Source organism: Streptomyces sp. CA-251387, from assembly GCF_050936625.1.
Lineage (GTDB): Bacteria > Actinomycetota > Actinomycetes > Streptomycetales > Streptomycetaceae > Streptomyces.
On the sequence record NZ_JBNJMJ010000001.1, the window covers coordinates 7,946,251 to 7,965,451 of the forward strand.

Genomic DNA, 19,201 nt, shown 5'->3' on the forward strand with positions numbered 1-19,201 from the left:
CGCGCATGCCCCGTACGTTCACGCTGTTCACCGGCCAGTGGGCCGACCTGCCGCTGGAGGAGGTCTGTCGGCTCGCCCGCGACTTCGGCTACGACGGACTCGAACTCGCCTGCTGGGGCGACCACTTCGAGGTCGACAAGGCGCTGAATGATCCCTCCTACGTGGAGTCCAGGCATCAGCTCCTCGACAAGTACGGCCTCAAGTGCTGGGCCATCTCCAACCACCTCGTCGGCCAGGCCGTCTGCGACGCCATCATCGACGAACGCCACCAGGCCATCCTGCCGCGCGAGGTGTGGGGCGACGGAGACCCGGAAGGGGTCCGGCGGCGGGCCGCGGACCGCATGAAGGACACGGCACGTGCCGCGGCCGCCTTCGGCGTCGACACGGTGATCGGGTTCACCGGCTCCGCCATCTGGCATCTGGTCGCCATGTTCCCGCCCGCGCCCGAGTCGATGATCGAACGCGGCTACGACGACTTCGCCGAGCGCTGGAACCCGATCCTCGACGTCTTCGACGCGGAGGGCGTGCGGTTCGCGCACGAGGTCCATCCGAGCGAGATCGCGTACGACTACTGGACGACTCAGCGCGCGCTGGAGGCCCTGGGTAACCGTCCCGCCTTCGGTCTGAACTTCGACCCCTCGCACTTCGTGTGGCAGGACCTCGACCCGGTCGGCTTCCTGTGGGACTTCCGCGACCGCATCTACCACGTCGACTGCAAGGAGGCCCGCAAGCGCCTCGACGGCCGCAACGGCCGCCTCGGCTCCCACCTGCCCTGGGGCGACCCGCGCCGCGGCTGGGACTTCGTGTCGGCCGGGCACGGCGACGTCCCTTGGGAAGACGTCTTCCGGATGCTGCGCTCCATCGGCTACCAGGGCCCGATCTCCGTGGAGTGGGAGGACGCCGGCATGGACCGGCTCCAGGGCGCCCCCGAGGCGCTGACCCGCCTCAAGGCGTACGACTTCGAACCGCCGTCGGCCTCCTTCGACGCGGCGTTCGGCGGCAACGAATAGGCCTCTTCTGTGAGTTCCGGGATGACGGCGCATCCCGGCGTATTGCACCCGCATGTACAACCGGCCCCATTCTGGAGGCATCCGTGCACGGGAAAACCCATGGCACCGACGGAATCGAGACCCACAGACGACGCCTGCCCTTCCGTAAGGCAGTCGCGCTGTTCAGCGGCGCGCTGTTGGCAGGCGCAACCCTCACGTTCACCGCACCCCAGGCCGGCGCAGCCGTAGCCGACCAGGAAGCCGTGGCGGCCGAGGACTTCCAGCAGGTCACCCTCGCCAAGGGCGAACCGGAGGTCGGCGAGCCCATGTCGCTCGCCGTCCTCCCGGACCGCTCGGTCCTGCACACCTCCCGCGACGGCGAGCTGCGCCTCACCGACGCGGCCGGCAACACCAAGCTCGCGGGCAAGCTCGCCGTGTACACGCACGACGAGGAAGGCCTGCAGGGCATCGGCGTCGACCCCGGATTCGCCGAGAACCGCTTCATCTACCTCTACTACGCACCCCCGCTCAACACTCCGGCCGGCGACGCCCCCGAGACGGGAACGGCGGCGGACTTCGCCCCCTTCGACGGCGTCAACCGCCTCTCCCGCTTCGTCCTGAGGACCGACGGCACGCTCGACACGGCCAGCGAGACGAAGATCATCGACATCCCCGCCTCCCGCGGCCTGTGCTGCCATGTCGGCGGCGACATCGACTTCGACGCGGCGGGCAACCTGTATCTCTCAACGGGCGACGACACCAATCCGTTCCAGTCGGACGGCTTCACCCCGATCGACGAGCGCGCCAACCGCAACCCGGCCTTCGACGCCCAGCGTTCCTCCGGCAACACCAACGACCTGCGCGGCAAGATCCTGCGCATCAAGGTGAACGCCGACGGCTCCTACTCGATCCCGGACGGCAACCTCTTCGCGCCCGGCACCGACAAGACCCGCCCCGAGATCTACGCCATGGGCTTCCGCAACCCGTTCCGCTTCAGCGTCGACAAGAAGACCGGGATCCTCTACGTCGGCGACTACGGCCCCGACGCCGGCGCCGCCGACCCGGCGCGCGGCCCGGCCGGCCAGGTCGAGTTCGCCCGCGTCACCGGCCCCGGCAACTTCGGGTGGCCGTACTGCACGGGCGACAACGACGCCTACGTCGACTACGACTTCGCGACCGGCCAGTCGGGCTCGGCCTTCGACTGCGCGGCGCCGAAGAACACCTCGCCGCACAACACCGGCCTGACCGACCTTCCCCCGGCCCAGCCCGCCTGGATCCCGTACGACGGCGGATCCGTGCCCGAGTTCGGCACCGGCTCCGAGTCCCCGATGGGCGGCCCGGTCTACCGCTACGACGCCTCGCTCGACTCGCCGGTGAAGTTCCCCGAGGCCTACGACGGGAACTTCTTCGCCGGGGAGTTCGGCCGCCGCTGGATCAAGCGGATCGTGAGTGACGACGCCGGGACCGTGCAGTCGATCAACAACGTCCCGTGGACCGGCACCCAGATCATGGACATGGCCTTCGGTCCGGATGGCGCGCTGTATGTGCTGGATTACGGCACCGCGTGGTTCGGTGGTGACGAGAACTCGGGCCTGTACCGGATCGAGAACGCCACCGACGGTCACTCGCCCGTGGCGCAGGCCGCGGCGAGCAAGACCTCCGGCACGGCGCCGCTGAGGGTCCAGTTCTCCTCGGAAGGCACGACCGACCAGGACGGCGACGCCCTCACCTACAGCTGGGACTTCGGTGACGGAGGCAAGTCGACGACGGCCAACCCGACGTACCGCTACAAGAAGAACGGCACCTACACCGCCACCCTGACCGCCAAGGACCCCTCGGGCCGTACCGGCAGCGCGAGCGTGCAGATCGTGGTCGGCAACACCGCGCCCAAGGTGACGCTGGAACTCCCGCAGGACGGGCAGCTGTTCAGCTTCGGTGACGCGATCCCGTTCAAGGTGAAGGTCAGCGACCCCGAGGACCCGGCCATCGACTGCGCCAAGGTCAAGGTCACCTTCATCCTCGGCCACGACAGCCACGGCCACCCGGTGACCTCGGCGAACGGCTGCACCGGCACCATCCAGACCAGCGCCGACGGCGGCCACGACGAGGACGCCAACATCTTCGGCGTCATGGACGCCGAGTACACCGACGGCGGGGGCGGCGGCCAGGCCCCCCTCACCACGCACGACCAGAACGTCACCCAGCCGGGGCACCGCCAGGCCGAGCACTTCGGCAACGGCTCCGGCGTCTCGGTCATCACCAAGGCCACCGCACATGGCGGCAGGACGGTCGGCAGCATCCACAACGGCGACTGGATCTCCTTCACGCCGTACGCCCTGAGCAACGCCAAGAAGATCACCGCACGCATCTCCTCCGGCGGCGCGGGCGGCACTCTCGAGGTCCGTGCCGGGTCCTCGACGGGCACCCTGCTCGGCAAGACGACCGTGCCGGTGACCGGCGGCTGGGAGACCTTCCAGGACGTCACCGCCGACCTGTCCCGCGCGCCCAGGGGCACGACCACGCTCTACCTCGTCTTCAAGGGGAGCGGCACGGGTGCCCTGTACGACGTGGACGACTTCACCTTCACCACGGGCTGAGAGGAGGGACGGAGGATGCGAACACGTTCAACCGGACGGCTGACGACGGCAGTTGTGGGAGCCGCCGTACTCCTCGGCTGCGTCTCGGGACCGGCCACGTCACAGGCGTCGGAGGACTCCCGGGCCCGGGACGACGGCAAGCGGGTGCTGGTCTTCTCCAAGACGGCCGGCTTCCGTCACGACTCGATCCCCGACGGCGTGGCCGCGGTGAAACAGCTCGGCGAGACGGGCGGCTTCACGGTCGACGCGACGGAGGACGCCGCGGCCTTCACCGCCGCCAACCTGCGGCGCTACGCCGCCGTCGTGTTCCTGTCGACCACCGGAGACGTCCTCGACGCCGCCCAGCAGACGGCCTTCGAGGGCTACATCCGGCGCGGCGGAGGCTACGTCGGCATCCACGCGGCCGCCGACACCGAGTACGACTGGGCGTTCTACGGCGGCCTCGCCGGCGCCTACTTCCAGTCGCACCCGGCGATCCAGCCGGCCACCGTGGACGTCGAGGACCACGCCCACCCGGCGACCTCGGGTCTTGCCGAGACATGGAACCGCACGGACGAGTGGTACAACTACCGCTCGAATCCACGGGAGAGGGCTCATGTCCTCGCGTCCCTCGACGAGTCCTCGTACACCGGCGGCACCATGAACGGGGACCACCCGATCGCCTGGTGCCAGAACTACCAGGGCGGCCGCGCCTTCTACACCGGGGGCGGCCACACCAAGGAGTCCTACGCCGAGCCCTTGTTCCGGGAGCACCTGCTGGGCGGAATCCGCTGGGCCGTCGGCGACACCGAGGCCGACTGCCGCCCGGAGAACGGATACCGACCGCTCTTCGACGGCACGCAGGCCTCGCTGGACGGCTGGAAGCAGGCGGGGCCGGGCTCCTTCGCCCTGTCCGACGACGGCACGCTCACGTCGACCGGCGGCATGGGGATGCTCTGGTACGCCGCGTCGGGCTTCGGGTCGTACTCCCTGAAGCTCGACTGGAAGCCGGCCGGCGACGACAACTCGGGCGTGTTCGTGGGCTTCCCGCCCTCGGACGACCCGTGGTCGGCGGTCAACAACGGCTACGAGATCCAGATCGACGCGACCGACGCCCCCGACCGCACCACCGGGGCCGTGTACGGCTTCCAGTCCGCCGACCTCAAGAAGCGCGACCGTGCGCTGAACCCGCCGGGGGAGTGGAACACGTACGAGATCCGCGTGGAGGGCGAACGCCTCCGCGTCTATCTCAACGGCGTGAAGATCAACGATTTCACCAACACCGACCCGGCCCGGAGCCTCACCGACGGACACATCGGCATCCAGAACCACGGAGCCGACGACGAGGTGTCCTTCCGTGACATCCGGATCAAGGAACTGCCCACGAAGTCCGCGGAGTCCGCCGGACTCCTGGCTTCGCAGGGCGACTGAGCGACGGCGGGCGGGGGACGCCGGACTCCCGCCCGCCGTCTTTTCCCCGTCCGGGATCCGTCTTTCCCCGCCCGGGGCCTGCCCACGACGCGTTCGACAAGGAGGCTGCCCATGTCCGCGTCCGTTTCTCCACCGCGTGTCGGCGTCTGGCTGATCGGGGCGCGCGGCTCCGTCGCCACGACCGTCGTCGCCGGATGCGCCGCCGTGACCGCCGGCCTGCACCCGCCGACGGGAATGGTCACCGAGACGCCGGCGTTCGCCGAATCCGGCCTGCCCGCCTTGTCCTCCCTCGTGTTCGGCGGCCACGACACACTGGACTGCCCGCTGCCCAAACGTGCGGAGGCCCTGGCCGCGGGTGGTGTGCTGCCACCGGGACTTCCCGCGGCCGTACACGCCGAACTGGCCGCCGCCGACCAGGAGATCAGGCCCGGCGGCCCGCTCGCCGGGGACACGCGGAGCGAAACGGAACTGATCGCGGCCTTCGCGGCAGACATACGGGACTTCGTACGCCGTCACGGGCTCGCCCGGGCGGTGGTCGTGAACGTGGCCTCCACGGAACCGGCCCCCACCGGCGATGCGCTGCCCCCGAGCTCCCTGTACGCGGCGGCCGCCCTGCGCGCGGGCTGCCCGTACGTGAACTTCACCCCGTCGACCGGACTGCACCATCCCGCACTGACGGCCATAGCGACAGCAAGCGGCCTGCCGTACGCCGGCCGCGACGGCAAGACGGGACAGACACTGCTCCGCTCGGTCCTGGGCCCGATGTTCACCCAACGAGCGCTGACGGTCCGCGCCTGGTCCGGCACGAATCTGCTCGGCGGCGGCGACGGCGCCTCCCTGGCCGACCCGGCCGCCGCGGCGGCGAAGAACGCCGGCAAGGAGCGGGCCCTGGCGGACGTGCTGGGTGAGGTGCCCGAAGGCGAGGTCCACATCGACGACGTCCCCGCCCTCGGCGACTGGAAGACCGCCTGGGACCACATCGCCTTCGACGGCTTCCTCGGCACCCGCATGATCCTCCAGACCATCTGGCAGGGCTGCGACTCGTCCCTGGCAGCCCCGCTGGTCCTCGACCTCGCGCGCCTGACGGCACGCGCCCACGAGGCCGGCCTGACCGGTCCGCTCAGTGAACTGGGCTTCTACTTCAAGGATCCGGTGGGGGACGGGCCCGCGGCGCTGGGAGAGCAGTACGCGGCACTGACGAGATTCGCCGAACGCCTGGCGGCCGCACGCCTCGAAGAAGCTGACCGGTGCCCCGGTGCCGACAAGGAGCAGCAGTGAACCGGCGCCGGGAGCTCCGCACATCGCCGACCACCGGCGCGACCGAAGCGCCCCGCAACACGGCACGCGCCTTGGCAGCGCACCGTGATCCTGCACGCGCCTTGGCAGCACCCCGTGACCCTGCCCTTGCCTGGGCCGAACTCCTGCGTCTCCCCGCCCTGTTCACCGTCCCCGGTGACGCGCTGGCCGGCGCCGCCGCGACCGCCGTGCACCCCAACTCCCGCACTCTGCTCGCCATCGGTTCCTCCCTCTGCCTGTACGCGTCCGGCATGGCCCTCAACGACTGGGCGGACCACGAGGAGGACGCCGCGGAGCGCCCCCATCGCCCTCTTCCGTCCGGCCGCATCCGCCCCGCCGCCGCCCTCACCGCGGCCTGCGCCCTGACCGGCGCCGGCCTGGCCCTCGCAGCCCGCGCCGGCCGCCCCGCCCTCACGGTCGCCGTGCCGCTCGCCGCCACCGTCTGGTCCTACGACCTCACCCTGAAGCACACCCCAGCCGGCCCCGCGGTCATGGCCACGGCCCGCGCCCTGGACCTCCTCCTCGGCGCCGCGGCCACCACCGGCCACACCCGCGAGGCGCTCCCGTCCGCCGCCCTGCTCGGCACCCACACCCTCGCGGTCACCACGGTGTCCCGCCAGGAGACGACGGGCGGTTCACCCCTGGCACCCCTCGCAGCCCTGGCCACCACGGTCCTGCTCGGACGCCTGCTGGCACGTCGGTCCGCCGCCCGGCCTCCGGCGCAGGGCGATCGCCAACCGGCTCCAGACTGGGAAGCAGCGATCGTAGCCCGGCCGGGCACCCAACCTGGCGAAACCACCCACGCAACCGCTCGCCGCCGGAGCGCGAGCCGGAGGGGGCCCGGCCGAGTGTGGCGGGCGTCGACGTGCCGGAAAACGCAGCCGTAAGCCCGACCGCCGCTCCCGCGACCCCGCTCGCTCAGCGCCGGTTGAACAGGCCCGCCTGGGCGCGGTCGACCGCGGACACCGTGCGCTCAGCCCTCGCGGTCGCCTACACCGCGACCGCTGCCCGCCCCTACTTTCACGCCGCCCTCAATCCGTCACCTCCTCTCACCCAACGCGCGGTCGCCGGCGGTATCCGCGCCACGGTCCCCCTCCAGGCCGCGCTCACTGCCCGGTCCGGAGCAGGCATCACCGCCCTGTTCGTGGCGGGTCTCGCCCCGCTCGGTCGGCGGTTCGGACGGAAGGTGAGCGTCACATGAGCCACGCGACGACCGACCCGGGCCGGTCCACCGAGGCTCCGGGCCCGGGACCCGGCGCCCGACCGCACGCCACCAGCGTCGCGCACGCCACCGCCACCTCCCAAGCGCCGGCCCTCACCCCTCTCCGCTTCGGCTACGGCACCAACGGCCTCGCCGACCTCCGCCTCGACGATGCCCTGGCCCTGCTCGCCGACCTCGGTTACGACGGGGTCGGTCTGACGCTCGATCACATGCACCTGGACCCGCTCGCCCCGGACCTCGCCACACGCACCCGCCGCCTTGCACAGCGGCTGGGTGCCCTGGGGCTGGACGTAACCGTGGAGACGGGCGCCCGCTATGTGCTCGACCCACGCCGCAAGCACGGCCCCTCCCTCCTGGACCCCGATGCGGACGCCCGCGCCCGCCGCGTCGACCTGCTCATCCGCGCCGTCCGAGTCGCCGCCGACCTCGGCGCCTACGCCGTGCACTGCTTCAGCGGAGTCACACCACCGGGAACCGACCCCGACACGGCCTGGCACCGCCTTGCCGACGCGCTCACTCCGGTCCTGGACGCCGCCGCCACGGCCGGTGTCCCACTCGCCGTCGAACCCGAACCCGGTCACCTCCTCGCCACCCTCGCCGACTTCCACCGACTCCGCCGCACACTCGGCGACCCGCACCACCTCGGCCTGACCCTCGACATCGGCCACTGCCAGTGCCTCGAACTCCTTTCTCCCGCCGACTGCGTACGCGCCGCCGCTCCCTGGCTGCGCCACGTCCAGATCGAGGACATGCGCCGCGGCATCCATGAACACCTCCCTTTCGGCGACGGCGAGATCGACTTCCCGCCCGTGCTCGCCGCCCTCGCCGCCACCGGCTACCAGGGCCTGACCGTCGTCGAACTGCCCCGCCACTCCCACGCGGGCCCTCATTTCGCCGAACTCTCCCTCCCATTCCTCCGCCGCGCCGAAGCCGAAGCCGAAGCCGGAGCCGGAGCCGCTGCCGGAACTGCAGCCGCTGCCGCAGCCGGAGCCGCTGCCGGAACTGCAGCCGCTGCCGCAGCCGAAGCCGCTGCCGGAGCCACGGCCACCGGATCACCCGTCCTCGTCCCACCTCATGGCGATCCCTCCGCCACCCCTGAAGGGAGCACCTCATGACGCACCCCCGCACCAACCCGGCCACCCCGGGCGCGGACAACGAGTGGACGGACGCCGGCGGGACGACCCTCGCCCACACCCCGCCCACCGAGCTGCGCGGCCACCTCACCGACCACCTCGGCGGCGCCGCCCGCGCCTGGCTCCACCAAGCTCTCGACGAGGCCGCCGACCACCCAGGCACCCACGGGCCCATCTCTGTCTGGGAGTTGCGCATCGCCGAGGCCGGGCGCCGCTGTGGCCCCGAGCATGCCGACGCCGCCCGCGTCCTCATCCTGCACGCCGCCCGCGCCGACGCGGACGCCCTCACCCGGGTCTACTTCCAGGGCACCGCCGCCGAACGCCGCGCCGTCCTGCACGCACTGCCCCACCTCGTGGCCGGCCGCGAGGCCCTCCCTCTCGTCGAGGACGCCCTGCGCACCAACGACACCCGGCTCCTCGCCGCCGCCGTCGGCCCCTACGCCGCCCGCCACCTCGACCCCCACCAGTGGCGGCATGCCGTCCTGAAGTGCCTGTTCACCGGTGTCCCCGTCGCCACGGTGGCCGACCTGGACCGCCGCGCCCACCGCGACGCCGAACTCGCCCGCATGCTCGGCGACTACGCCGCCGAACGCACTGCCGCGGGCCGACCCGTGCCCGAAGACCTGCACCGCGTCCTGACCCTGACCGACCCCACGGCCACCCCACCCGCGCCCGCCGCCGAGTGCGGCACCCGCGGCACCGACGGCAAGGAGTCCTGATGCGCCTCTTCGACCCCCACATCCACATGACGTCGCGCACCACCGACGACTACGAGGCCATGCACGCCGCCGGCGTCCGCGCCGTCGTCGAGCCCTCCTTCTGGCTCGGCCAGCCCCGCACCTGTCCCGCCTCCTTCCTCGACTACTTCGACTCCCTCCTCGGCTGGGAACCCTTCCGCGCCGCCCAGTACGGCATCGCCCACCACTGCACGCTCGCCCTCAACCCCAAGGAGGCGAACGACCCGCGCTGCGTCCCCGTCCTCGACGAACTGCCCCGGTATCTGGTGAAGGACCAGGTCGTCGCCGTCGGTGAGATCGGCTATGACTCGATGACCCCCGCCGAGGACACCGCCCTCGCCGCCCAGCTCCAGCTCGCCGCGGACCACGAACTGCCCGCGCTCGTGCACACCCCGCACCGAGACAAGCTGGCCGGCCTGCGCCGCACCCTCGACGTCGTCCGGGAGTCCGCGCTGCCCCCCGAGCGCGTCCTGGTCGACCACCTCAACGAGACGACGGTCAAGGAGGCCAAGGACAGCGGCTCCTGGCTCGGTTTCTCCGTCTATCCGGACACCAAGATGGACGAGGAGCGGATGGTCGCGATCCTCCGCGAGTACGGGCCCGACCAAGTGCTGGTGAACTCCGCCGCCGACTGGGGCAGAAGCGATCCCCTCAAGACCCGGAAGGTCGCCGACCTGATGCTCGCCGAGGGCTTCGACGAGGACGACGTCGACCGCGTGCTGTGGCGCAACCCGGTCGCCTTCTACGGGCTCAGCGGCCGCCTCACCCTCGACGTCGCGGCCCCGGAGGCGACCCACGAGGGCAACTCCATCCTGCGCGGCGCCCCGAAGGACGACGAGGGACCGGCCGACACCCCGAGTGAGGGGGACGACCCGTCTGCCGCCCCGGCTCCGGGGGCGTGAGCCATGCGCTTCCGCCACCCCGACGGCTCTACCGTCCACCTCGCCTATTGCACCAACGTCCACCCGGCCGAGACGCTCGACGGCGTCCTCGCCCAACTCCGCGACCACTGCGAACCCGTCCGCCGCCGGCTCGGCCGCGACCGCCTCGGCATCGGCCTGTGGCTCGCCAAGGACGCCGCCCACGCCCTCGTCTCCGACCCGTCCGCCCTGCGCGGCCTGCGCACCGAACTCGACCGGCGCGGCTTGGAGGTCGTCACCCTCAACGGCTTCCCGTACGAGGGCTTCGGTGCCGAAGAGGTCAAGTACCGCGTCTACAAGCCGGACTGGGCCGACCCCGAACGCCTCGACCACACCACCGCCCTGGCCCGCGTCCTCGCCGGCCTCCTCCCCGACGACGTCTCCCAGGGCAGCATCTCCACCCTGCCCCTCGCCTGGCGCACCGCCTATGACGACGCCCGCGCCGAGACCGCCCGCACAGCCCTGCTCACCCTCGCCGAACGCCTCGACGCCCTGCAGGAGTTGACTGGCCGCGACATCCGCATCGGCCTCGAACCCGAGCCCGGCTGCACCGTCGAGACCACCGCCGACGCCATCGTCCCGCTCACCGCGATCGGCCACGACCGCGTCGGCATCTGTGTCGACACCTGTCACCTCGCCACCTCCTTCGAAGATCCGCACACCGCCCTGGACGCGCTCACCGCAGCCCGCGTCCCCGTCGTCAAGTCCCAGCTCTCAGCCGCCCTGCACGCCGAACACCCCCACCTTCCCGAGGTCCGCGAGGCCCTCGCCGACTTCGACGAACCCCGCTTCCTGCACCAGACCCGCACAGCCACTTCCGTAGGTCTGCGCGGCACCGACGACCTCGGCGAGGCCCTCAAGGGCGACGCCCTGCCCGACGCCTCTCCGTGGCGCGCCCACTTCCACGTCCCGCTCCACGCGGCGCCCGCCGCGCCCCTCACCTCCACACTTCCTGTCCTCAAAGCCGCACTGACCCGCCTCGTCGGCGGCCCGCACCCGCTCACCCACCACCTCGAGGTCGAGACGTACACCTGGCAGGCCCTCCCGGCCGACCTGCGACCCCGTGCCCGCAGCCAGCTCGCCGACGGCATCGCCGCCGAACTCACCCTCGCCCGCGACCTGTTGACCGACCTGGGCCTGAAGGAGCTGCCATGACCGAGCTACCGGACCCGGCAGCCCAGATCGGCCGCCCGGCACCTGGACCGCACGCCACCGCCGACGGCGCCACCGCGAATGCCGCCACCACGCGCCGTCCCACCCCTCTCCTCGTCCTCGACGTCGTCGGCCTCACCCCCCGTCTCCTCGACCACATGCCCCATCTCAAGACCCTCGCCCAGTCGGGCTCCCGCGCCCTGCTCGGCACCTTCCTGCCCGCCGTCACCTGCGCCGCCCAGTCCACCTTCCTCACCGGCACCCACCCGTCGGAGCACGGCATCGTCGGCAACGGCTGGTACTTCCGCGACCTCGGCGACGTACTCCTGTGGCGGCAGCACAACGGACTGGTCGCCGGCGACAAACTCTGGGACGCCGCCCGCCGCGCCCACCCCGGCTACACCGTGGCCAATATCTGCTGGTGGTACGCCATGGGCGCCGACACCGACATCACCGTCACCCCCCGTCCGATCTACTACTCCGACGGCCGCAAGGAACCCGACTGCTACACCCGGCCGCCCACCCTGCACGACGAACTCACCGAGAAACTCGGCACCTTCCCGCTCTTCCACTTCTGGGGGCCCGGCGCGGACCTCGTCTCCAGCCGCTGGATCATCGACGCGACCCGTCACATCATCCGCAGCCGGCACCCCGACCTGACCCTCTGCTACCTCCCTCATCTCGACTACGAGCTGCAGCGCTTCGGCCCCGACGACTCGCGCTCCCGGAAAGCGGCAGCCGACCTGGACGCTGCCATGGCCCCGCTGCTCGACGACGCCCGAGCCGAGGGCCGTACGGTCGTCGCGCTCTCCGAATACGGCATCACCCGCGTGAACAGGCCCATCGACATCAACCGCGCTCTGCGACGGGCAGGCCTGCTCGAGGTGCACACCCAGGACGGCATGGAGTACCTCGACCCGATGGCGTCACGCGCCTTCGCTGTCTCAGATCACCAGATCGCCCACGTCTATGTACGCCGGCCGGAAGATCTCGACGCGACCCGGGCCGCCCTCGACGGGCTGCCCGGCATCGAGCAACTCCTCGACGACGAGGGCAAGAAGGCCCACCACCTCGACCACCCGCGCTCGGGCGAGCTCGTCGCCGTCGCGGAGCCGGACGCCTGGTTCACGTACTACTACTGGCTCGACGACGCCCGCGCGCCCGACTTCGCGCGACTCGTCGAGATCCATCGCAAACCCGGCTACGACCCGGTCGAACTCTTCATGGATCCCCTCGACCCCTACGTCAAGGTCAAGGCCGCGACCGCGTTGGCGCGCAAGAAACTCGGCATGCGTTACCGCATGGCGGTCGTGCCCCTGGATCCGTCACCTATTCGCGGCAGCCACGGCCGCCTTCCCGCGAGCGACGACGACGGTCCGCTCCTCATCTGCTCCACCCCCCGCGCTGTCGGCGACCGCGTATCGGCCACCGACGTGAAGTCACTGCTGCTCCAACTCGCCGGTCTCACCTGACCGGCCACGACCGGCGAGCGCCGGCCCGCCGGCCCCACCGACCCGTCTCTTCCGACTGGTCACAAGTGAAGCACTCACCACTGACAACGGCCTCCGACCTCGAGGAGTTCCAGGCATGAGCCGCTTTTCCCAGCCCGACCCCGAACTCACCCACCGCCTCAGCAGACGAGGCATGCTCGGCGTCGCCGCGGGCGCCACGGCTGCCGCCCTGCTGGGCGCCGCCACAGCCCCCGCGACCGCCGCCCCCGGCACCGCGTCCGCCCCCGGCACCGCCGGCCGCGGCCGTCCCGTCCTGCCGCCCGGCCGACTCGGCATCCAGCTCTACAGCCTGCGCGACAAGGTCTCCACGCTCGGCTTCGCCCCCGTCTTCGCCGAACTGGAGAAGTACGGCTACGACGAGGTCGAGTTCGCCGGATACACGCAGGGCTCAGCCGGCCCGATCACTCTCGCCCAGCTCAAGCGGCTGGCCCGGAACCACGGTCTGAATCCGATCGGCAGCCACGTCGGCTACTACTCCAACGACCCGAATGCCTACACCTTCGCCCAGAACCTCACCAAGGTCCTCGACGACGCCGAGGCCCTGGGCCTGAAGCACATAGGAACCGCCTCCGGGCCGTTCCGCTACGGCTCCACGGTCGACGCCTGGAAGCGGGCCGCCGAAGAGTTCAACACCTACGGCGCGGCCGCGAAGGCGCGCGGCATGAAGTTCTACCAGCACAACCACTCCGAGGAGTTCTCCTTCGCCACCGACAACCCCAAGGTGCGCCTCTACGACGTGCTGCTCGCCGAGACCGACCCCAACCTCGTCTACCTGGAGATGGACATCTTCTGGGCGTACTCGGGCCAGTTCCGCTTCTCGAAGCGGCCCGACGGCACCGCCGCCCCCTTCGAGCCGCTGGACTACGTACTGAAGCAGCCGCACCGCTACCCGCTCTTCCACGTCAAGGACGGTGTGAGCGACCCGGCCAACACCTACGGCTACCGCATGGTCGACGTCGGGGACGGCGACATCGACTACCAGCGGTTCATCTCCGCCGTGACCAGGCTGCGCGGGCAGCGATTCGCCCACCACTGGCAGGCGGAGCACGACAACCCGACCGAGTCCTTCACGTTCGCACGCCGCTCGAGCGAGCACCTGCACTCGCTGCGGGAGAAGTGCTGACGGCCGTAACCACGTGAGGAGGCCCTCCCCGAAGCGGGGAGGGCCTCCTCACGTTCGCGAGCGTCAGCCCGCGGCACGCGGCACCGCCGTCCGCCCCGGCTGTCGCAGCAGCAAGGCGATCGCCGCCGCCACCATCGACAGGCCGCCGGCCAGCGCGTACGCCCCGTCGTAGCCCCAGGCCGCGACCACCATGGAGCCCAGGCCCCCGCCGAACAGGCCGCTGATCAGCTTGCCGCTGTAGACCAGCCCGTAGTTGGTGGCGTTGTAGTTCTCCCCGAAGTAGTCCGGGGTGAGCGCCGCGAACAACGGGTAGAACGCGCCGCCGCCGAAGCCGGAGAGGAAGGCGAAGAACAGGAACAGCCACTCGCTCCTGACATCACCCGCCCAGATCACGCCGAACTGGGCGAGCCCCAGGACGACGATCACGAACACCAGCGTCGACCTGCGGCCCCAGCGGTCGGACAGCCAGCCCACGACACCGCGGCCGATGCCGTTGATGACCGCCATCACGCCCATCGACGACGCCGCGACCAGTGGGCCGAAGCCCACCTCCTTGGCGTAGTCGACCTGGAAGGAGATCCCGAAGATCGACACCCCGGCCGTCAGCACCACGGACAGCCACATCAGCGGCAGCATGCCCGTCCTGATGGCCTCCCGCGGCGTGAACTGCTTCACCGCCGGAGGGTTCTTGGCCAGGCTCGCCGCGTTCTTCCGGTTGCCCTCGTACGACAGCGGATCGATGTCCGCGGGCCACCAGTTCTTCGGCGGGTCCTTGAAGAAGAACGCGCATCCGAAGACGACGATCATGATGTAGCAGCCGATCAGGTCCAGCACCCGGTGGTAGTTCGCGGTGTCGAATCCGTAGTTGAAGATGAAGATGAACGGCAGTGATCCGTACGCGAACCCGCCATTGACGAACCCCGTCCGGGCACCGCGCCGCTCGGGGAACCATTTGCCGACCATGTTGATGCAGGTCGCGTAGACCAGGCCGGCGCCCACGCCGCCGATGACGCCGAATCCGAGGATCGCGGGCCAGACGTTGCTCAGGTGCGACAGGGCGAGGAACCCCAGCAGGCACATGCCGGAGCCGACGTACATCGCCGTGCGGGCCGTCAGGATGCCCTTCTCGCGCAGCCAGCCCGCCGGGAAGGCGATGCCGGCCTGGAAGAACACCCAGACGCTGAGGATCCAGAAGGTGTTGCTCTGCGTCCAGCCGTGCGCGTGGGACAGGGTGTCCTCCGCGGAGCCGTACGCGTATTCGAAGACACTGATGGCCATCATGGCGATCCACGGCAGATACACCATGAGCTTGCGGGAGTGGCCGAGGATGTCGCGGTCGGTCTCGCCGATGCGGTAGACGCGGCCTCGCGCGTCGGTCACTTCGCGGTAGGGACGGTGTGCGGCGTCGGATTGTGCGGACGAGCTGCTTGCTGCGTACGGATCTGCCGTCATGTCAGGCCATGTCCTCGCCGAGCGGTCGGGGGTTGGGAACGATGCGGCGCCCGTCCTTGTCGCGTCCCGGCGGGCTGAGGAACAGCGCCATGCAGCCGGCGAAGAGCGAGATGGAGCCGGCCAGGATGAAGGCACCGGAGTGTCCCCAGGCGCCGACGACCACGGCACCCATGCCGGCGCCCAGGCCGGACACGAGTTTGGCGCTGTAGACCATGCCGTAGTTGGACGCGTTGTTGTTCTCACCGAAGTAGTCGGCGGTGAGCGCCGCGAACATGGGGAAGATGGCGCCGCCGCCGAAGCCGGAGATCGCGGAGAAGACCAGGAACAGTGTGAGGTTCTTGCTCTCGGCCGACCAGAGGATGCCGTACTGGGCGAGGCCCAGGATGAGGCAGACGACCAGCAGGCACCGCTTGCGGCCGTAGAGGTCGGAGAGCCAGCCGATGACGCCGCGGCCGGTACCGTTGACGACCGCCTTCAGGGACATGGCCGTGGCCACGATCCCGCCCGCGAATCCGGCCTCCTCGCCGATGTCCACCTGGAAGGCGATACCGAAGATGTTCACGCCGGACGTGCACGCCAGACAGAACCACATCAGTGCCACTCGGCCGGTCTTCCACGCCTCCTTGGGGGAGTACTGGCGGACCGCCGGCGGGTTCATCCGCAGCGAGCGGGCCGCGCGCGGGTCGTTCGGCGGGTTGAGCGGGTCGACCGCGGCGGGCCACCAGTTCTTCGGCGGATCCTTGAAGAAGTAGCCGGAGAACGCGACCACTCCGGCGAGGAACACACCCACCGAGACCAGCACCCAGCGGAAGTTGGTCAGGTCCATGTAGCCGTTGAAGAGGAAGACGAACGGCACCGAGCCGTAGGCGAAACCGCCGTTGACGAAGCCGGTCTTGCCGCCCTTGCGCTCCGGATGCCACTTGCCCACCATGTTGACGCAGGTGGCGTACACCATGCCCGCGCCCATGCCGCTGAACATGCTGAAGCCGATGTAGGCGAAGACGACGTGCGGCGCGAAGGCCAGCGACAGATAACCCAGCAACGTGCCCGTCGCGCCGAGCATCATCGCCCAGCGGGCCGGCAGCTTTCCGCTCTCACGCAGCTTGCCCGCGGGGAAGGCCACCGCGGCCTGGAAGAAGACCCACACGGTCATCATCCAGAAGATGTGCATGCTGTTCCAATGGTGCGCCGTGTGCAGGGTGTCCTCGGCGGACGCGAACGCGTACTCGGCGGAGGAGATGCCCATCATGCCGATCCACGGCAGGATCACCATCCACTTGCGCTTGCGGCCCATGATGTCGATGTCGGACTCGCCGATGCGATAGACGCGTCCGTTCTTGTCGGTCACCTCTCGATAGCCGGCGACCCGTGGAACGTCGGTGGTTGTCACGTTGGTTGCACCCCTTGCGTCGAAAGTTCTGGCCAGCGCCCCCTGTCCAATGCCTTTCGTGCGCGCGCGGGTCCCGGAGCCGACCGACGCGCACCGTCGGCCGGCCCCCCGCTGTCTCACCTCATGAGCCGCCCCCAACAACCCAGCCGCCCGCGCCCACCGGTACTTCGCACCGAGCACGGCCACCGGCTTCTCGGTCGTGTACGGGTACGCCACGACCCCTCGCTCGTAGAGGTACTGGCAGGCCTCCTCGACCTCGACGTCACCCGCGAGCGACGCGACAACGGGCTTCTCCACGCCGCGCTCCCGGAATTCGGTCACCACGCGCGCGGTGAGCTCCGCGAAGACCATCGGGGGAGTGACGATCGTGTGCCAGTAGCCCAGGACCAGCGCGTGGATGCGCGGATCCTCCAGGCCGAGCCGGATCGTCGCCTCGTACGTCGACGGCGGCTCGCCCCCTGTGATGTCCACCGGGTTGCCCGCGGCCCCGAAGGGCGGGATGAACTTCCGGAAGGCCTCGTCCAGGTCCGGCGGGATCTCCATCAGGGACAGCCCGTTGTCGGTCACCGCGTCCGACAGCAGGACGCCGCTGCCGCCGGCCCCGGTGATGATCACGACGTTGTCGCCCTGCGGAGTGGGAAGCACCGGCAACGCGCGCGCGTACTCCAGCATTTCGTTCAGCCCGGGCGCCCGGATGACACCGGCCTGCCTGAGGATGTCGTCGTACACGGCGTCGTCGCCGGCGAGCGCTCCGGTGTGCGAACCGGCGGCCTTGGCGCCCGCCGCGGTGCGTCCCGCCTTCAGCACCACGACCGGCTTCTTCGGTACGGTCGCCCGGGCGGCCTCGACGAAGGCCCGCCCGTCCTTGAGGTCCTCCAGGTGCATGGCGATGCACTCGGTGTGCGGGTCCTCCCCGAACCAGGTCAGCAGGTCGTCCTCGTCCAGGTCCGACTTGTTGCCGAGGCCGACGATCGCCGATACGCCCGTCTTCGTGGTCCGCGCGAAGCCCAGGATGGCCATCCCGATGCCGCCGGACTGCGAGGTCAGCGCCACCCCGCCCTTGACGTCGTACGGCGTGCAGAACGTGGCGCACAGGTCCTGCCAGGTCGAGTAGTAGCCGTAGATGTTCGGTCCGAGCAGCCGGATCCCGTGCCGCTCGGCGATCTCCACGATCTCCGCCTGGAGTTCGTGCTCACCGGTCTCCGCGAACCCGGAGGGGATCAGCACGGCATTGGGGACCTTCTTGCGTCCCACCTCCTCCAGGGCCGAGGCCACGAACTTGGCGGGGATAGCGAAGACCGCCACATCCACCTCACCGGGAACGTCCGTGACACTCTTGTACGCCTTGCGGCCCAGAATGTCATCGGCCTTGGGGTTCACCGGATGGATGTCCCCGGCGAAACCACCGTCGATGAGGTTGCGCATCACCGAATTGCCGATCTTGCCCTGCTCGTTGGAGGCGCCGATCACGGCGACCGACGACGGCTGCATCAACCGGCGCATGGAGGCGAGGATCTCCTCGCGCGTGTAGCGGCGGCGCGGCTTCACGGACGCCTCGGAGAGGATCACCCGGATGTCGGCCGCGACAGCCCCCTCCGCCGTCGCGATCACCGGGTTGAGGTCCACCTCGGCGATCTCCGGGAAGTCCGCGACGAGTTGGGACACCCGGCGGATCTGCTCGGCGACCGCCCACCGGTCCACGGCCGCCTGGCCGCGCACCCCGCGCAGGATCTCCGCCGCCCGGATCGAGTCCAGCATGGACAGCGCCTCGTCGGCGGTCACGGGGGCGAGCCGGAAGGTGACGTCCTTGAGGACCTCGACGAGCACCCCGCCGAGGCCGAAGGCCACGACCTTCCCGAACGTCGGGTCGGTGACCGCGCCGACGATGACCTCCTGCCCCTGGGGCAGCAGTTCCTGGACCTGTACGCCTTCGATGCGGGCATCCGCGTTGTACGCGCGCGCGTTGTCGATGATCTTGTGGAACGCGGCCCGTACGTCCGTCGCGCCCTCGACACCGACGATCACGCCGCCCGCGTCGGTCTTGTGCAGGATGTCCGGTGAGACGATCTTCATCACCACGGGCCCGCCGAAACGCGCCGCGTACGCCACCGCCTCGTCGACGTCGGTCGCGAGCTCCTCGCCCGGTACGGCGATCCCGTAAGCGTCGGCGATCACCTTGCCCTCGGGTGCGGTCAGCGCGGTGCGTTCCTCGGCCCGCACGGAGTCGAGGAGCGTGCGCACCCTCAGGACGCGGTCTTCGGCCATCACG

Annotated in this window: 12 protein-coding genes and 2 pseudogenes; 11 read left to right on the forward strand and 3 right to left on the reverse strand. The window is 70.4% G+C overall.

What is annotated here, in order from left to right; translation table 11 throughout:
• The first annotated feature begins 5 nt into the window (after positions 1-5).
• The 11 genes and pseudogenes from ACQEV2_RS35315 to ACQEV2_RS35365 all read left to right on the forward strand — a co-directional run bounded on the left by ACQEV2_RS35315 (position 6) and on the right by ACQEV2_RS35365 (position 14,090).
• Positions 6-1,010: a sugar phosphate isomerase/epimerase family protein gene (locus tag ACQEV2_RS35315; protein ID WP_433050968.1), complete on the forward strand. Its 1,005-nt coding sequence runs from the start codon at positions 6-8 to the stop codon at positions 1,008-1,010.
• 83 nt (positions 1,011-1,093) lie between these two features.
• Positions 1,094-3,586, forward strand: a complete 2,493-nt coding sequence (locus ACQEV2_RS35320) for a PQQ-dependent sugar dehydrogenase (RefSeq protein WP_433050971.1) — start codon at positions 1,094-1,096, stop codon at positions 3,584-3,586.
• Positions 3,587-3,601: 15 nt separating this feature from the next.
• Positions 3,602-4,996 (forward strand): ThuA domain-containing protein, encoded by a 1,395-nt coding sequence (locus ACQEV2_RS35325; protein WP_433050974.1) that lies wholly within the window; start codon positions 3,602-3,604, stop codon positions 4,994-4,996.
• Positions 4,997-5,107: 111 nt separating this feature from the next.
• The gene (locus ACQEV2_RS35330) at positions 5,108-6,274 is read left to right on the forward strand and encodes an inositol-3-phosphate synthase (protein WP_433050977.1); all 1,167 of its coding nucleotides are present in this window, start codon (positions 5,108-5,110) and stop codon (positions 6,272-6,274) included.
• 71 nt (positions 6,275-6,345) lie between these two features.
• A pseudogene (locus tag ACQEV2_RS35335) lies at positions 6,346-7,493 on the forward strand (SCO3242 family prenyltransferase).
• Positions 7,490-8,629 carry a sugar phosphate isomerase/epimerase family protein gene (locus tag ACQEV2_RS35340; RefSeq protein WP_433050980.1) on the forward strand — a complete coding sequence of 380 codons (1,140 nt, stop codon included), beginning with the start codon at positions 7,490-7,492 and terminating at the stop codon, positions 8,627-8,629. Before ACQEV2_RS35335 ends, ACQEV2_RS35340 begins: the two are co-directional and overlap by 4 nt.
• The gene (locus tag ACQEV2_RS35345) at positions 8,626-9,366 is read left to right on the forward strand and encodes an EboA domain-containing protein (protein ID WP_433050983.1); all 741 of its coding nucleotides are present in this window, start codon (positions 8,626-8,628) and stop codon (positions 9,364-9,366) included. Before ACQEV2_RS35340 ends, ACQEV2_RS35345 begins: the two co-directional genes overlap by 4 nt.
• Positions 9,366-10,286 carry a TatD family hydrolase gene (locus ACQEV2_RS35350; RefSeq protein ID WP_433050986.1) on the forward strand — a complete coding sequence of 307 codons (921 nt, stop codon included), beginning with the start codon at positions 9,366-9,368 and terminating at the stop codon, positions 10,284-10,286. Before ACQEV2_RS35345 ends, ACQEV2_RS35350 begins: the two co-directional genes overlap by 1 nt.
• Positions 10,287-10,289: 3 nt before the next feature.
• Positions 10,290-11,459, forward strand: coding sequence for a metabolite traffic protein EboE (gene eboE, locus ACQEV2_RS35355; protein WP_433050989.1), 1,170 nt, complete (start codon positions 10,290-10,292; stop codon positions 11,457-11,459).
• Positions 11,456-12,928, forward strand: a complete 1,473-nt coding sequence (locus ACQEV2_RS35360) for an alkaline phosphatase family protein (RefSeq protein ID WP_433050992.1) — start codon at positions 11,456-11,458, stop codon at positions 12,926-12,928. The genes eboE and ACQEV2_RS35360 overlap by 4 nt, the downstream gene beginning before the upstream one ends.
• Positions 12,929-13,043: 115 nt before the next feature.
• A complete protein-coding gene (locus tag ACQEV2_RS35365; protein ID WP_433050995.1) occupies positions 13,044-14,090 on the forward strand; it encodes a sugar phosphate isomerase/epimerase family protein in 1,047 nt (348 codons plus the stop codon).
• A 63-nt stretch (positions 14,091-14,153) separates the two neighbouring features.
• Here the strand turns inward: ACQEV2_RS35365 and ACQEV2_RS35370 are convergent, their stop codons facing one another.
• The 3 genes and pseudogenes from ACQEV2_RS35370 to ACQEV2_RS35380 form a co-directional block, all read right to left on the reverse strand.
• The gene (locus ACQEV2_RS35370; protein WP_433050998.1) at positions 14,154-15,542 is read right to left on the reverse strand and encodes an OFA family MFS transporter; all 1,389 of its coding nucleotides are present in this window, start codon (positions 15,540-15,542) and stop codon (positions 14,154-14,156) included.
• Between the two features lies 1 nt (position 15,543).
• Positions 15,544-16,932, reverse strand: coding sequence for an OFA family MFS transporter (locus ACQEV2_RS35375; protein WP_433055017.1), 1,389 nt, complete (start codon positions 16,930-16,932; stop codon positions 15,544-15,546).
• A 132-nt stretch (positions 16,933-17,064) separates the two neighbouring features.
• Positions 17,065-19,197, reverse strand: a pseudogene (locus ACQEV2_RS35380) (acetate--CoA ligase family protein); the annotation flags it as partial.
• Positions 19,198-19,201 lie beyond the last annotated feature (4 nt).

Coding starts and splice junctions, on each gene's coding strand:
- ACQEV2_RS35315 (WP_433050968.1), top strand. CDS start 6: ATGCCCCGTACGTTCACGCTGTTCACCGGCCAGTGGGCCGACCTGCCG.
- ACQEV2_RS35325 (WP_433050974.1), top strand. CDS start 3,602: ATGCGAACACGTTCAACCGGACGGCTGACGACGGCAGTTGTGGGAGCC.
- ACQEV2_RS35330 (WP_433050977.1), top strand. CDS start 5,108: ATGTCCGCGTCCGTTTCTCCACCGCGTGTCGGCGTCTGGCTGATCGGG.
- ACQEV2_RS35340 (WP_433050980.1), top strand. CDS start 7,490: ATGAGCCACGCGACGACCGACCCGGGCCGGTCCACCGAGGCTCCGGGC.
- ACQEV2_RS35345 (WP_433050983.1), top strand. CDS start 8,626: ATGACGCACCCCCGCACCAACCCGGCCACCCCGGGCGCGGACAACGAG.
- ACQEV2_RS35350 (WP_433050986.1), top strand. CDS start 9,366: ATGCGCCTCTTCGACCCCCACATCCACATGACGTCGCGCACCACCGAC.
- eboE (WP_433050989.1), top strand. CDS start 10,290: ATGCGCTTCCGCCACCCCGACGGCTCTACCGTCCACCTCGCCTATTGC.
- ACQEV2_RS35360 (WP_433050992.1), top strand. CDS start 11,456: ATGACCGAGCTACCGGACCCGGCAGCCCAGATCGGCCGCCCGGCACCT.
- ACQEV2_RS35365 (WP_433050995.1), top strand. CDS start 13,044: ATGAGCCGCTTTTCCCAGCCCGACCCCGAACTCACCCACCGCCTCAGC.
- ACQEV2_RS35370 (WP_433050998.1), bottom strand. CDS start 15,542: ATGACGGCAGATCCGTACGCAGCAAGCAGCTCGTCCGCACAATCCGAC.